This is a genomic window from Sphingomonas sp. BK069, assembly GCF_014193405.1.
Classification (GTDB): domain Bacteria; phylum Pseudomonadota; class Alphaproteobacteria; order Sphingomonadales; family Sphingomonadaceae; genus Sphingomonas.
Genome location: NZ_JACHZH010000012.1, coordinates 44,406 through 59,475 on the forward strand (window position 1 = coordinate 44,406; position 15,070 = coordinate 59,475).

The window sequence follows — 15,070 nt, forward strand, 5'->3', positions numbered from 1 at the left end:
ACGCGCCACCCTCGACCTCAACGCGATGGCGGGGCGCCGCGCGCTTGGCTATGGCAGGCGCCGCCGGGCGACGGCGATCGGGGGAGCGGGGATGGCACGGCGGCGGCAGACGGTCACGATCAAGCATGTCGCGGCGGACGCCGGCGTGTCGCTGCAGACCGTCAGCCGCGTCATCAACAACGAGCCCAACGTGCGCCCGGCAATGGCCGAGCGCGTGCGCGAGGCTATAACGCGGCTGGGCTATGTGCCCTCACTGGCGGCGCAGCGGATGGGCGGCTCGCGCAGCTATCTGATCCTGGCGCTCAACGATCGCGAGCGGACGATCAGCGACTGGCGCGCGCGACAGGGCACCGACTGGGTCGACCAGATGCTGCTCGGCGGCATGCTGACCTGCGCGCGCCACGGCTATCGCCTGCTGCTCGAGCTGGTCGACACGCACAGCGACCGGATCGAGCGCGAGCTCGCCGCGACGATCGCGGCGCTCCAGCCCGACGGCGTGATCCTGACTCCGCCGCACTCGGACAACCCGCTCATCGCCGAGCTGCTCGACCGGCACGACATCGCCTTCGCGCGGATCGGCGCGCAGGGCGGCGGCACCGGCATCGCGCTGTCGATGGCGGACGAGGCGGGGGCGCGGCGCGCCACCGAGCACCTGCTGGCGCTCGGCCACCGCCGCATCGGCTTCGTCGCGGGGCCGGAGGATTATACCACCAGCGCGCAGCGGGCCGACGGCTGGCGCGGCGCGATGCGCGAGGCCGGCGCGAGCTGCGACGGGCTGCTCGCGGTCGGCAACTTCGATTTCCCGAGCGGCGAGGCGGCCGCGCACGCGCTGCTCGGCGCGGCGGTGCCGCCCAGCGCGATCCTGGCGAGCAGCGACCAGATGGCGCTGGGCGTGCTCGCCGCGGCGCGCGAGCGTGGCCTCAGCGTGCCCGAGGACCTGTCGGTGGTGAGCTTCGACGACACGCCGATCGCGCGCTTCGCGCACCCGCCGCTCACCGCGATGGAGCAGCCGATCGCGGCGGTGACGGCGCGCGCGGTGGAGCTGATCATCGCGCAGCTCGGCGGCCGGGCCCGACCCGCCGCGCCGGTGGTGATCGCGGGCGAGCTCAAGGTGCGCGCCTCGACCGCGGCGCCGCGATGAGGGGAGGTGTCGTCGATAGAAATTGTCCAAGCGCAGCCGGGACGACCCACCCGCCGCTGGCGTCATCCTGAACTCGTTTCAGGATCCACCGCTTCGCAGGCGCCTCACGCCTCAGGTGCCCGGCGCCGTGGATCTCGAAACGAGTTCAGGATGACGGCGAAGAGAGAGGGTGCCGAGCCATCTTCCGCCGACCCATCCTCCCTCAAGCCGCCTCGCGCCGCCGCTCCCACTCGCGCACCAGCGTCGCGGCGGCCTCCGCCTCGACCGGGGGCGAGAACAGATAACCCTGCACCGCGCCGCAGCCGATCCGCAGCAGCGCGTCGAGCTGCGCCTCGGTCTCCACGCCCTCCGCCACGCATTCCAGCGCCAGCGAGCGGCACAGGGCCACCACCGCCGCCACCACCGCCCAGCCGCGCGCGGCCTCGTCGTCGGCGAGGAAGCTGCGGTCGATCTTCACCTTGTCGAGCGGCAGCTGGTGCAGGTTGCTGAGGCTGGAATGGCCGGTGCCGAAATCGTCGAGCGCCACCTTGATGCCGCGCGCACGCAGCTGCGCCAGCGCGCGCGCCGCCGCGGGCGGGTCGCGCATCACCGCGGTCTCGGTCACCTCGATCCAGATCCGCTCGGCCGCCACGCCCGAGGCGGTGATCTCGCGCTCGATCGCCGTCATCGTCGCGGGCGAATGCAGGTCGCACGCCGAGAGGTTGAACGACAGCGCCAGCTCGGCCGGTAGCGCGCGCGCCGCCGCGAAGCCCTTGCGGAACACCGCCAGCGTGATCTCGTGGATCAGCGACGAGCGCTCCGCGATGGCGATGAATTCGGCCGGGGGTACCTCGCCCACGAGCGGGCTGTGCCAGCGCGCGAGCCACTCCACCGCCACGATCGTGCCGCTCGCCGCGGCCACGATCGGCTGGGCGACGACGCGCAGCTCGTCGTCGAGCGCGCTGGCCTGGAGCGCGGCCTCGATCGCGCGGTCGGTGCGGATCGCGCGCGCCATATCGGGCGTGAACACGCAGGTGCCGCCGCCGTTGACTCGCTTGGCATGGTAGAGCGCATAGTCGGCGCGATCGAACAGCTCGCCCGCCAGCGCGCCCGCCGCCTCCACCTCGCCCGAGAGTGCCAGCCCGAGCGAGCCGCCCACCGCGACGCGCAGCTCGCCGACGCTGAACGGCGCGGCGATGCTCTGGCACAGCCACTCGGCCGCGGCGACCGCCTCGTCGCGCGCGCCCAGAGTGAGCAGGCCGAACTCGTCGCCCCCGAGCCGGTAGATGGTGGTGGTGCCGCCCGCGATCGCGCGCATCCGCCGCGCCAGCTCGACGAGCAGCAGGTCACCGACCTGGTGACCGTAGGTGTCGTTGACCGGCTTGAAGCGGTCGAGGTCGAGCAGCCCGACCGCGAAGGGCGTGCCGTCGCGCGCGGCCGCGAGCAGGTCGAGATCATGGTGGAACTGGCGGCGGTTGGGCAGCGCGGTGAGGCTGTCGGTCAGCGCCAGCCGGCCGTTCTCGGCGTTGAGCCGCACCAGCTCGGCGTGCTGCTGCTCCAGCGCGGCGCGCGCCGCGACCTGGTCGCGGAAATAGTCGAAGCTGTTGAACAGCACGCGCAGCAGCACCGCGACGACCAGCGCCACGTTGGTGGCAATCACCGCGAACATGATCTGATAATGCGCGAGGCAGGCGGCGATGAAGGGGGGGACGACCATCGTCGCCACCAGCAGCGCGGCCTGCGGCAGCGACATCAGGCAGAAGACGCAGCCCATCACCGTGGTCGAGAGATACACTGCGGCGTGCGTCTGCTGCGCCGCGCCGCCGTAGCGCATCAGCAGCAGCGACCAGACCATGTAAGCGGTGGCGATCGGTGCAGCGGCGGCGGTGATCGTGCGCAGCTGGCGACGCGCGGCGGCGGGGGAGGGCGCGACGCTGCGGCGGCCGGCACGGGCCCAGCGCAGCAGCCGGATCAGCGTGACGGCGAAGAGCAGCGTGGGCACGGTCACGGTGAGCAGCGCGGGCGCACTGCCGCGGTGAGTCACCGCGACCGCGAGCGAGTTGATCAGCAGCAGGCCGTAGAGCAGCGGCACCTGGCGATAGAGGTTGGTGACCTGGGCGATCGCCAGCCGCGGATCGTCACCGATCCCGGCGTACCAACGATACAGCCGCCTCACCATCGCCACCCCCAGACCGCGCGCGCCCTTTCCCCCGCGGCGATCCATAGAGCGGATGGACTGACGATACACTAACGCGGCGACGGCGATTCCTTCCAATTCAGGCGGTCTGCGGGGTGACGGCCCAGGCGCTTCTTGCGACGGCGAGCCTGCTGCCCGCTCCGACGTCACTTCGAGGGAATGCGGCGCATCAACCAACCCTTCCGTCATCCCAAACTTGGTTCGGGATGACGGAGGTAGAGGGGAAGTTACTCACCGCGTCGTTCGTGGCGGCTCTACACCGAGGAGCGCTGCTCCCCGCCCGGCGTCTCGGCGCGCCCCAACCCGTTCGCCGGATCGCGCGAGAGCAGCTCGAGCCGCTGCGGCACCGTCCCCAGCTCGATCCCCTTGTCGCGAAAACGGCGCAGCAGCACCGTGAAGACCGCGCTGCGGGCGCTGTACGCGGCACGCGGAGAGCCGACATGCGCGAAGCAGTTGAAGAAGATTCGCCCGTCCGCGATCGAGTCGATGAAGATCGCGGGGGCCGGATCGTCGAGGATGGCGCTCTCGTCGGCGAAGGTCTGGGAAACGATCGCGCGCACCTCGTCGGCGTCGCTGTCCAGCGGCACCGAGAATTGCACTTGGATGCGGCCGAGCGGGCTCGCCAGCGTCTTGTTGAGCACCGACTTGGTGATCAGCTCGCTGTTGGGCACAATCAGCGTGGAATGGTCGGCCAGCGCGATCTCGGTCGAGCGCACGCTGATGCGCTTGACGTCGCCCTCGTCGGTGCCGACGCGGATCCAGTCGCCGATCTTGATCGGGCGCTCCGCCAGCAGGATCAGCCCCGACACGAAGTTTGAGGTGATCGCCTGCAGGCCGAAGCCGATCCCGACCGATAGCGCCGAGAGCAGCAGCGCGATCCGCTCGACGCCGATACCGAGCGAGGCCAGCGCCCAGATCACCGCCAGCGCGACGCCGACGTAGCGCGCCACCAGGCTGACCGAGTTGCGCCCCGAGCCGTCGAGGTCGGTGGCGGGCAGATAGCGCTGCTCGAGCCAGCGCATGAAACCGCGCACCAGCGCCAGCCCGACGAACAGCACCACCACGCCGCGCAGGATCGTCCCCGGCGAGATCGCGATGCCGCCGACCTGCACGCCCTGCGCCAGCGTGCCCAGCCGCGAGACCAGCGCGGCGACGCCGTTGCCGCCGCTGAACGGTGAGAAGAGCAGCCCCAGCGCGAACAGCGCCAGCGTCAGCCGCAGCACGCCCGAGGCGAGCACGCCGAACTGCTCGATCAGCGCGCCGCGCACACCGAGCGCGCGTGACAGCGTGCGCCCGAGCCCGCCATCGCGCACGAAAACGGTGGTGGCGACGTCGTCGATCGCCGCCATCAGCAGGAAGGTGGCGCAGCCGAGCACGGTCGCCCAGGCGACGATCCGGACGATGAACGAGGCCAACCCGACATAGCCGAGCAGCAGCGCGAACGTCGCCACCACGACCACCGTCCAGGCCACCAGCGAGGCGGCGCCCAGCCCGGCGCGTGCCGGCGCCTGGTCGTCCTCCGCACGCGCCGCGCGCAGCCGGCCGAGCGCGACCAGCGCGGCGGCCAGGATCAGCAGGTGGAGCAGCGCGACGAGCACCTGGGTCGCGCTCAGCGCCGCGGCACTCGCGCCGACGATCTGATTGAACGCGTTGACGGCGATGGAGAGGAAGGCGACCGCGGCGAGCAGCCAGCTGAAGGGTCGCAGCCGCGCCGCGACATCGTCGGCGATCGGCGCGACGCGCCAGCTCGGCTGGTGGCGCATCAGCACCGCGCCCGTGACCGCGACGGTGAAGCCCGCGAACGAGCTCGCCTGCACGAACGTGTCCGCCAGCCCGTTGACCGCCGCGGGCACCAGCCCCGCCCAGCGCAGCCCCTGCACCAGCGCGAAGCTGGCCAGTAGCGGGGTGAGCGTGCCGACCAGCACGCGCCAGATCGCGTTGCCCGAGCGGCGTACGCGATGGCCGGGGGCGTCGTCGATCAGGAAGCGCAGGCCGATCCGCACCGCCGCGGCGCGGCCGGGCAGCGCAATCGCCAGCGCGACGAGCAGCCCGAGCAGCGCCGGCCAGACCGGCGCCTCGCGCCAGCCGGCGGCGAGCTGGCGCGTCGCCTGCGTGACCACCACCTCGATCCGGCGCAGGTCGCGCGGGGCGGCCTGCAGCACCGCGCCCCAGAAGCCGGGGGAAAGCGGCGAAGGGACGTGCGCCGCGATCGTCTGGCTGAACTGCTCGGCCTCGGTGCGGTCGATTTCCTCGACCAGCTGTTGCGCCTCGACCGCGATCAGCCGGCCGCGCTTGCTGTTCGAGTCGATCGCGGTGCGCTGCCGCGCCAGCCGCGCGCGCTGCGCGGCGAGGTCGGCCGCCTCGCCAGCGGCGGCAGGGCCGAGCTGCGCGGCGCGCGCGTCGACGAGCGCGAGCTGGTCGGTGAGGTCGTCGGCGGCGGCGGCGGCGTCCTCGCGCGCGGCGTTGACCCGCTCGCGCAGCGTGTCGCGTGCCTCGCGGTCGGTCGACTGGTCGAGCGCGCCGTCGACCGAGCGCACCTCGCGCTCGGCCTTGATCAGCCGCGCCGTGGCGGCGGTGACCGGGTCGACCTGCGCGGCGGCGAGCGGCGCCAGCAGAAGCGCGAGCAGCGCCAGCAGCAACAGCGCGGCGGCGCGCACCCGGGCGGACAGCGGAGAGCACGTCATCGCCGCGGCGATAGCAGAGCGGGCGGGGGCGCGGCCAGAGTGCGGGAGGGGCCACCTCCGGCGTCACCTTCTCGCCTACTCTTCCGCGCGCACTCGGTCTTTTCCCGTCGTCATCACGTCAGTGGCGCAGTGAAATGGGGGGCGGTCGCGAAGGCGTGCGTCGGCGGTGGCGCCGATCCGGCGCGCGACAGCGACGCGAGATCCTGCGCTTCCCCGCTCCCCCTCGGCGCCGTTCCGCCCTACACCGTCGTCGAAGGGAGACGGGTGTGGCGGAGCGGGAGCGGGTGAGGCGCGTGGTGATCCTCGGCGGCGGCACCGCCGGCTGGATGACGGCGATCGCGCTCGCGCGCCAGCTTGGGCGCTCGGTGGAGATCACCTTGCTCGAGTCGGAGGAGATCGGCACCGTGGGCGTCGGCGAGGCGACGATCCCGACGATCCACTGGTTCAACCAGCTGATCGGGCTCGACGAGGCGGCGTTCCTGCGGGCCACGGGGGCGACCTACAAACTCGGCATCGAGTTCGTCGACTGGGCGCGGCCGGGGCACCGCTATTTTCACCCGTTCGGCCACTATGGCGCGGCGCTGCCGGGGGTCGCCTTCCACCACCGCTGGCTGCGCGCGCGGGCGGAGGGGCTCGATCTGCCGCTCGCCGCGCTGTCGCTGGCCACGCAGGCGGCGCTCGCCGGTCATTTCGGCAAGCCGGCGGCGGAGCAGCGTTCGATCTTGTCGACGCTCGGCTATGCCTATCATTTCGACGCCGGGCGCTACGCCGCGCATCTGCGCGGGCTCGCCGAGGCGGCCGGGGTGGTGCGGGTCGAGGGTCGGCTCGCCACGGTCGAGCGCGACGCGGGCAGCGGCCGCGTCACCGCGCTCACCACCCAGCGCGGCGAGCGGCTCGCGGGCGAGCTGTTCGTCGATTGCTCGGGCTTCCGCGCGCTGCTGATCGCGGGCGAGATGGGCGCGCGCTACGACGATTGGTCGCACTGGCTGATGTGCGACCGCGCGGTGGCGGTGCCCAGCGCGGCGACGCGGCCGACGCTGCCGTACACGCGCTCGATCGCGCGCGCGGGCGGCTGGCAGTGGCGCATCCCGCTGCAGCATCGCACCGGCAACGGTTATGTCTATGCCTCGCCCTTTCTCTCCGACGACAAGGCGGCGGCGACGCTGCTCGCCGGTCTCGACGGCGAGGCGTTGGGCGAGCCGCGTTTCCTGCGCTTCACCGCGGGCGCCCGGCCCGAGCCGTGGCGCGGCAACGTCGTCGCGATCGGGCTGGCGGTGGGCTTCCTCGAGCCGCTCGAATCGACCAGCATCCACCTGATCCAGAGCGGCATCGCCAAGCTGCTGACGCTTTTCCCCGAACGCGGCGACGATGCGGCGCTCGCGGCGCGCTACAACCGGCTGATGGCGGCGGAGATGGAGCGAATCCGCGACTTTCTGATCCTCCACTATCACGCGCAGCGCGGGAAGCCCGATCCGCTGTGGGAGGCGTGCCGCGCGATGACACTGCCCGACGCGCTGCTGGAGCGCGAGGCGCTGTACCGCCGCGGCGGGCGGCTGATGCTGGAGGCCGACGAGCTGTTCCGCGAGACGAGCTGGCTGGCGGTGCTGGAGGGTCAGGGGATCGCGGCCGAGGGCTATCACCCGCTCGCTGACGCGCTCGACGGCGCTGCCAACATCGAGCAGGTGCGCGCGCTCGCCGCGCTGATCGCGCGCGCCGCGCCGACGCTGCCGACGCACGACGACGCGCTGGCCGCGGCGATGGGGTGAGGATGGTTGGTCGCCTCCCGCTTTCATCCTCCCCGTCATCCCGGACTTGGTCCGGGATCCACCGGGCCGCGCATTCCGAAAGCGTTGCTCGCGCGGAGGAGCGGATCCCGGAACGAGTCCGGGATGACGGAAGAGATTAGCGCCGTCCGCTCACCGCGGCGGGCGAACCGCCAGATAGACCGTGCTCCACAGCTGCGCCGCGTTGGACTCATCGACGTCCTTCTTGCCCGCGCCGAACGGCACCACCGCATAGTGCCCGTCGCGATAGGCCCAGGACCACAGCTCCGAGCTCTGCGTCGCGCGCGTCGCAGCGATGGCGCGCCACAGCCGTGCCTGCGCGTCGGTCAGCACCGCGCGGGTCGAGGCGGGCAGGTCGCGGCGCTTCAGCTGCCGTTCCAGCCCGGCGGCGAACAACGCCTGCTGCCACGACCATACGACCGCGCCGTGATAGGCCGCGGGCGTGAAGCGCGCCTGCGTCGCCGCGTCCGCCAGCGCCGGGTTGGCGACGAGCAGGCCGATGTCGGTCATCAGCCCGGCGGGAAAGGGACGCGCCAGCGCGGCGACGTCGCGCTCCAGCTCGGCCGCTGGCGGCTCACCGAAGAGCAGCGCGAAGCCCTCGTCCGAGTTGAGGATCGGTACCGCGCGGCCGCGCGCGTCGAGCGACAGCGCGTGATAGACCAGCGGCGCCTGACCCAGGCTTGCCAGCGCCGGCGCGGCGGGGACGCCGAGTGTGCGCGCATAGGCCGCGATCTTCGGTGCCGCCGCGCGCGCGGGCAGCTCGACGCGGAACAGCGCCGGCGCGCGCTCGCGCCACGTCGCCGCCATCGCCGCGGCACGCGCGAGGCCGGCGCGGTCTGACGGGCTCACATACGGTTCGAGCAGCCCCGCCGCGCTCAGCCGGGCCGCGGCGTCGAGCGCGGCGGGAACCAGGACGGCGTTGACGTCATAGGGGTAGCGCCCGCGCCCGAGCCCCTCCTCGCTGTCGCGCCACTGACCGGTCATGCGGCCGGGGCGCAGCGCGACGAGTCGGTCCACCGCGGGTGCCTCGGCGAAGGCGCGCGCGCGCTCGATCACCAGCCGCAGGTTGCGCAGCAGCGCCGCGCCGGCGGGCTCGCTGGTGCCCGGACGCGCCTCGCTCGCGATCGGGCGTGCCAGGAAGGCGCGCGCGCGGGCCGGGTCGGCGTGTTCGAGCAGATAGGCGGCGGCTACCGGCGCGAGCATGAAGTCGTCGTCGATCATGGCATAGTCGAGTGTGGCGGCGTCTCCGGTGCGCCCGGCCTTGCGATTCTCCAGCAGCGCGAACTCGGACAGGCCTTCCTCGTGCGCGACGTCGCCGTCGGCGGCGAGCCGCGCCAGCACCGCGCCGAGCCCCGCCTCGATCGCGGTGGGCTGGAGCGCGGGCATGAGCAGCCGCACCGACATCAGCGTGTCGCGTCCGAAATAGGTGTCGAAGCGCCACGAACCCGCCAGGAACTTCTCGCGATAGCTGAGGAAGCGCAGGGCATTGCGCGCCTGGGGATCGTCGGCGGCGTCAGCGTTGAGCAGATCGGGCAGCGCGATGCCGGTGAGCGGCGTGTCACCTGTCGCGGCGGTGATCTCGAGCTGGATGCGGCCGTCGCGTCCCGCCACCAGCGCACCGCGTTCGATCCGGCCGGCGAGCACGCGCAAGCCGAGCCGGTAGCCGGGCGCGCCGTCGGCGCGGTCGCGCGCGTAGGTGATGGTGTCGCGGCCGAAACGGGGAGCGACCGCCAACTCGGGCGGGAAGCGCCCGACGCTCTGATAGTCGCGCAGGAAGCGGACGTTCGACAGCACGGCCTGACGCAGCGCCAGCCGCGGCGCGGCGACGCTGGCGGTGGCGCGGAGGCCGTGAAGCGGGCGGCCGCGCGCGTCGGCGAGCGTGATCGCCGCGGGTGCGCGGTCGAGCCGCCACGTCACCGGGGCGGCGGTGCGCTCGAACCAGAGGCCGACTCCGCTATTGCCCGCCGGGAAGGCGACGAGGATACGCGGCTCGGCGCCCTCGCGCAGCAGCAGGTGCGCCGCGGTGGCGCCGTCGCGCAGGAAGGCGTTGAGGTTGTCGCCCTCGCTCAGCTGATAGGCAAGCGCGGGCGGACGCTGGGCGAGCGCCACCCCGGCGCTGCCCGCAAGCAGCAGCGCGGCGAGGAGGCGGGCGGCGCGGGTCATGATCGGGCTCCGGCTGTGGGTGGCAGACGCATCAGCACTGTAGCCGTTGCCGTGGTCCTGCGCACGCAGGAGCCCAGGATCGCGGCCGTCGCGCTCTCGTCGCCGTGCTCCTGCGTGCGCAGGAGCACAGTGCGGGGGAGCGGCTGAGGACGACCCATCCTCTCCGCTCGCCCCGGTCCTCAGAACCGCAGCGTGACCGACCCGCCATAGGTCGGGCCGACGATGCCGCGGGCGTAGAAGAAGCCCTGGGTGATCGCCTGGGTCTGGCCCTGGCGCGGGTTGCCCTCCGTCAGGCCGACGACGTTGAAGATGTTCTCGGCGTTGAAGCTCACCTGCAGCTGCGGCGTGACGTTGACGTTGATCCCCGCGCTGGTGACGCCATAGCCGGGCAGCGCGACGCCGTTGCCCGCATCGGCGAAGATCTTGCCGACGTATTTATAGCGCGCGAAGATGTCGCCGAGACCGTTCGGCAGCTGGATCGCCGGCGTCACGGTCCACAAGGTGGAGGGCGTGCGCTCGGGGCGATTGCCCTCATAGCCCGCCTGGGTAGCGCCATCGAGCTGGAGGTTCTCGAGCCGCGGATCCTGGAACACCGCCTGGCCGTCGATCGAGAACCAGCGCACCGGCCGGATCACCGCGTCGATCTCGATGCCCTTGGTGCGCAGGTCGGCGTTGATGTTCTGTTGCTGCGCCGGGTTCTCGGGGTTGGCGAAATTGTAGTTCTGGTCGTCGAAGTTGGTGCGGAACACCGTGACCGAGCCGCTGAAGAAGCGCTGATACTGGTAGCGGATTCCGGCCTCGTACAATTTGATCGTGGTGATCGGGTCGGCGCTGTTGGTCTGGAAGCCGTCGGCGTAGCGCGCGTAGATCGAGAGGTTCGGCGTGATCAGATAGTTGGCGCCGACCGTCCAGGCGATCTTCTCCTGGCTGCGGTTGAGCGTGGTATATTGGCCCGCGAAGGTAGGGCCGACATAGCGGACAACGCCACCGACCCCCGTCGGCACCTGTTGCTGGAAGACGCCGGGCCGTACCTCGTCGATCCGGTTGGCCGCATCGATCGCCGCGGCGTCGATGCCGTCACGCGCGGTCGACTGGATGTTCTCGAAGCGGATGCCGCCGTCGATGCGGAGCTTGCCGATCGCGAGCTCGTCGTTGGCGTAGAGCGACACGGCATTGTCGTCGCGCACGCGGATGCCGTTGCCCCAGTCGCCGTAGGAGACCAGCCCGTTATCGCTCAGCGTGCCGATCACGTTGTTGCCGCCGTCGAGCGCGACGATGTCGTAGATGTCGCTGTTGTTGCGCACGTCGTTGACGACGCTGGCGACCGCCGACTGGTTCTGGCGACGGTGGACGGCGTAATACATCATGCCCGCGGTGAGCGAGTTGGTGAAGCTGCCGCCCTGATATTCCCAGCGCCCGCCCAGGTTGAGCCCGAAGTCGTGCGCGTCGAGCCGATCGTGGTTGAGCGTGGTGCGCTGGAGGAAGCCGTTGCCGTTGAGCGCGTTGAGCTCGCTCGTCTGATTGGCGCCGATCACCGTGCCGGTGCGCAGGTTGCGGATGCCGAAGCTCACCCGCGCCGGGAAGGCGACCGCGCCGGCACTGAGCAGGTCGTTGATCGGCGAGCCGCTGCCCGGAGTCAAATAGCTCACCGCGCTCGCCAGACCGGCGTTGCCGGTGCCCGAGCCGGGGAACAGGCCGTTGAAGTCGTAGGAATAGTCGAGATAGCGGCTCCGCAGGAACACGTCGAACGTGTCGGTCACCGGCTTCTCGAGATCGATCCGGAACTGGTTCGAGATCGACTTGATGCCCTGATCGTAGCGGAAGTTGCGGATGCCGTCGCTCTCGACGAACGTCGACACCGGCACCGCGATGTTGCGAAAGGCGTCACCGCCGATATTGTCGCGCTGCGTGTCGAGGCCCGGAAAACCGCTCGGCTCGCCGTTGTCGTAGCGGTACGGCATGCTGGCGTAATAGGCCGTGCTCATGTCGCCGCGCTTGGCGGACAGCCGCAGGAAGCCGCCGTCGTCGAAGCGGTATTCCAACATCGCCTTCACGCGATAGCCGTCATAGTCGAACGGGTTGCGCCGCACGCCCGGGCTGCTCTGGTAATAGCCGCCGATGCTGAAGGCGAGGTTCTGCGCCAAGGGCGCCGAGACGTAGAGATCGGCGCGCTTAAGTCCGTAATTATAATAGGTGCCGCGCGCGATCGCCTCGAACCGCTCCTGATTGGGGCGCTTCGAGATGAAGTTGATCGTCGCGCCCGCGCCGTTGACGGTGAGCACGCCCGACGAGCCGCCCTTGACCGCCTCGAGCCGGTCGATCGTGAGGTCCTGCTGGAAGAAGAAGTCGGCACCGCCGCCGCCGTAGAGGATCGGCATGCCGTCCTCCTCGAGCTGAACGAAGCGCTGCCCGCCGCCCTGCAGGCCGCGCACCGAGTAGTTGTTCGACGCCTCACCCGCGGTGCCCTCGACGAAGATGCCGGGCACCAGCTCGAGCATGTCGGCGGTGGAGCGCGGCGCGCGGCGGTCGATGTCGTCGCGGGTGGCGTAGGTGATGTCGGCGGAGGAGGTGATCAGCGGACGGTCGCGCGAGGTCTGGCCGGTGACGACGATGTCCTGCAGCCCGTCGCCGTTGTCGGCCGCGGGCGCCGTACCGGGAGCCGTATCGGGCGAGTCCTGCGCGGGGGAGGGCGTGCCGGTCTGGTCGGCGGCATTGGCGGCGGGGGGGCTGGCGACGGACTGGGCCAGCGCGGGCGCGGTCGGCAGCAGCGCGACGCCGGCGAGCAGGGCGGCGCGGCGCGTGGTGAGTAGCGGCATCTTCCCCTCCTGAGGAACGTGGGTCGCATCACCCTCTCGATGGGGGTGGCGTCGACCGCGACTCTATGCCGGCGTTAATCGATTTCAAAGATGCGACGGGACCGTATCGGAACGATCCCGCCGCAGCTGTGGCCGGCGCGCAACGGTAGCGCCGGCCGTGCGGCTCAGACCGAGGTCGCGTCGGTCTGCTCGACCTGCGCCATGCCGTCTGGCCGTGCCGCGCCGAGGTCGGGCTCGCCGCCGAGGGGCTCGTTGCGGAAGACCGTGAACTCGCCGCGCCCGTCGATGCTCGGGCCGCTGGTCCAGCGTCCCTCGGGGTAGCTGCCGTCGAGCGACGTCACGAAGAAATCGTAATTGTGCTCCTGGTCCTCCTTCTCCTGCGGGAAGGAATTGGGGATCGGCAGCTGGGTCGCGGCGCCGCCGAGCTCCTCGATCACCGCGAGCCACTGCTCCTGATGCATCGTGTCGCGCGCGATCATGAAGTGGAGCATCTTCTTCATGCCCTCGTCGCGCGCCGCATTGTAGAGGCGTGTGGCGAGTACGCGCCCGGTGCTCTCCGCGGCGACGTTGCAGTACATGTCCGCGGCGATGTTCCCGCTGGCGTAGATGTGGCTCATGTTGAACGGTACGCCGTCGGAATCGACCGGCATCGCCGCGAGCCCGGTCGAGAGCAGGTTCTTGTGGATCAGCCCCTCGATGATGTGGCGCGGTCGCTCGCCCCCCATCACCGCGCCGACGATGCTGTCCGCGGCGCCCTCGGCCTGCAGGCTCGCGGGTGCCTTGTCGAGGTTGAGCGCCACGGCGGTGGCGAGCATCTCGATATGGCCGATCTCCTCGGTGGCGGTGTGGAGCAGCATGTCGCGATACTTCGGCGTGGGCGCGCGATTGCCCCAGGCTTGGAAGAAATATTGCATGCAGACGCGGATCTCGCCCTCGACGCCGCCGATCGCCTGCTGGAGCATCCGCGCGAAGGCGGGATCGGGCTCGGTCACCTGGACCGGATATTGGAGCCGCTTGTCGTGATAGTACATCGCACGTCCTCGCTGTTGGAATGATCCCGCCCCGATCACGCGCCAACGGCTCAGCGCGCCCGAAGTTTACTATAGTGGGTTAGAATAACGGCGTTATTACAACAACTTGCGTCAAGTCCGCACGCCCGGAGCGCGGCGCTCCGGGCGCGCATCGGTCACAGGAAGGGGCGGCCGCCGGTCACCGCGATCGTCGCCGCGAGGATATAGCTCGCCTCGTCGCTGGCGAGCATCACATAGGCGGGTGCCAGCTCGGCGGGCTGCGCGGCGCGGCCGATCGGCGTGTTCTCGCCGAAGCTCTTCACCTTCTCGGGCGGCATGGTCGAGGGGATCAGCGGCGTCCACACCGGACCGGGCGCGACCGCGTTGACGCGGATCCCGCGCTCGGCGAGCATCTGGCCCAACCCGGCGGTGAAATTGTGGATCGCGCCCTTGGTGGTGGCATAAGCGAGCAGCTGCTCGTTGGGCTGGTCGGCGTTGATCGAGGTGGTGTTGATGATCGACGATCCCTCGCGCATGTGCGGCACCGCGGCCTTGGACAGATAGAACATCGCGTGGATGTTGGTGGCGAAGGTCAGCTGCCACTCCTCGTCGGCGATGTCCTCGATCGTCTGGAAGCTGGCCTGGTGCGCGGCATTGTTGACGAGCACGTCGACGCGCCCGAACGCTTCCACCGCACGATCGACCACGGCACGGGCGTGCGCCGGATCGCTGATGTCGCCGGGCACGAGTATCGCCTGACGGCCGGCCTGCTCGACCAGCCGCTGGGTCTCGCGCGCGTCCTCCTCCTCGCTGAGATAGGAGATCAGCACGTCCGCGCCCTCGCGAGCGAAGGCGAGCGCGACCGCGCGGCCGATGCCGCTGTCACCGCCGGTGACGATCGTCTTCTTGTCCGTGAGGCGACCGCGACCGACATAGCTGTGCTCGCCGTGATCGGGGCGCGGGTCCATCGCCGCGGTGGTGCCGGGCATCGGCTGCTGCTGCTCGGGATAGGGCGGGGTGGGGCGGTCGGTCACGGTGCGATCTCCATCTTGGGTCGGGCACTCAACCGATCGGCGCGGCGGCGGCGTTCCAGGCGTTGACGTGAATCAGCCAGTCTTGTCCTGCGGATGACGCGTACGACGAACTGACATCGCCGCGCCAAAAAACTGTCATCGAATCGCTTGACCCTCCCGGAAGTGCCCCATATATGCCGCTTCACCGGACGGGGGGTGCTGCTGAGGCGGCGCTTCTGGGTCGGTCGCCAGTTAGGAAGGACAGCGGTCTCCCCGATCGAAG

At 70.9% G+C, this 15,070-nt stretch carries 8 protein-coding genes; 2 read left to right on the plus strand and 6 right to left on the minus strand.

Annotated elements, in window-relative coordinates; translation table 11 throughout:
- Nucleotides 1-91: 91 nt before the first annotated feature.
- Nucleotides 92-1,141, plus strand: coding sequence for a LacI family DNA-binding transcriptional regulator (locus tag FHY02_RS21035; protein WP_183926032.1), 1,050 nt, complete (start codon nucleotides 92-94; stop codon nucleotides 1,139-1,141).
- 202 nt (nucleotides 1,142-1,343) lie between these two features.
- Here the strand turns inward: FHY02_RS21035 and FHY02_RS21040 are convergent, their stop codons facing one another.
- Both FHY02_RS21040 and FHY02_RS21045 read right to left on the minus strand, forming a co-directional pair.
- Nucleotides 1,344-3,296, minus strand: a complete 1,953-nt coding sequence (locus FHY02_RS21040; RefSeq protein WP_183926016.1) for an EAL domain-containing protein — start codon at nucleotides 3,294-3,296, stop codon at nucleotides 1,344-1,346.
- Between the two features lie 275 nt (nucleotides 3,297-3,571).
- Nucleotides 3,572-6,001 carry a DUF3772 domain-containing protein gene (locus tag FHY02_RS21045; RefSeq protein WP_183926018.1) on the minus strand — a complete coding sequence of 810 codons (2,430 nt, stop codon included), beginning with the start codon at nucleotides 5,999-6,001 and terminating at the stop codon, nucleotides 3,572-3,574.
- A gap of 266 nt (nucleotides 6,002-6,267) precedes the next feature.
- On the opposite strand from FHY02_RS21045, the gene FHY02_RS21050 reads away from it, so the two are divergent.
- Nucleotides 6,268-7,767 (plus strand): tryptophan halogenase family protein, encoded by a 1,500-nt coding sequence (locus FHY02_RS21050; protein ID WP_311731902.1) that lies wholly within the window; start codon nucleotides 6,268-6,270, stop codon nucleotides 7,765-7,767.
- Between the two features lie 150 nt (nucleotides 7,768-7,917).
- Here the strand turns inward: FHY02_RS21050 and FHY02_RS21055 are convergent, their stop codons facing one another.
- From FHY02_RS21055 to FHY02_RS21070, 4 genes are all read right to left on the minus strand, one after another.
- Nucleotides 7,918-9,948, minus strand: a complete 2,031-nt coding sequence (locus tag FHY02_RS21055) for a hypothetical protein (protein WP_183926022.1) — start codon at nucleotides 9,946-9,948, stop codon at nucleotides 7,918-7,920.
- Nucleotides 9,949-10,127: 179 nt separating this feature from the next.
- The gene (locus FHY02_RS21060) at nucleotides 10,128-12,764 is read right to left on the minus strand and encodes a TonB-dependent siderophore receptor (RefSeq protein WP_183926024.1); all 2,637 of its coding nucleotides are present in this window, start codon (nucleotides 12,762-12,764) and stop codon (nucleotides 10,128-10,130) included.
- A gap of 164 nt (nucleotides 12,765-12,928) precedes the next feature.
- On the minus strand, nucleotides 12,929-13,795 hold the full coding sequence (locus FHY02_RS21065; RefSeq protein WP_183926026.1) for a manganese catalase family protein: 867 nt from the start codon (nucleotides 13,793-13,795) through the stop codon (nucleotides 12,929-12,931).
- A gap of 155 nt (nucleotides 13,796-13,950) precedes the next feature.
- A complete protein-coding gene (locus FHY02_RS21070) occupies nucleotides 13,951-14,808 on the minus strand; it encodes an SDR family oxidoreductase (protein WP_311722493.1) in 858 nt (285 codons plus the stop codon).
- Nucleotides 14,809-15,070 lie beyond the last annotated feature (262 nt).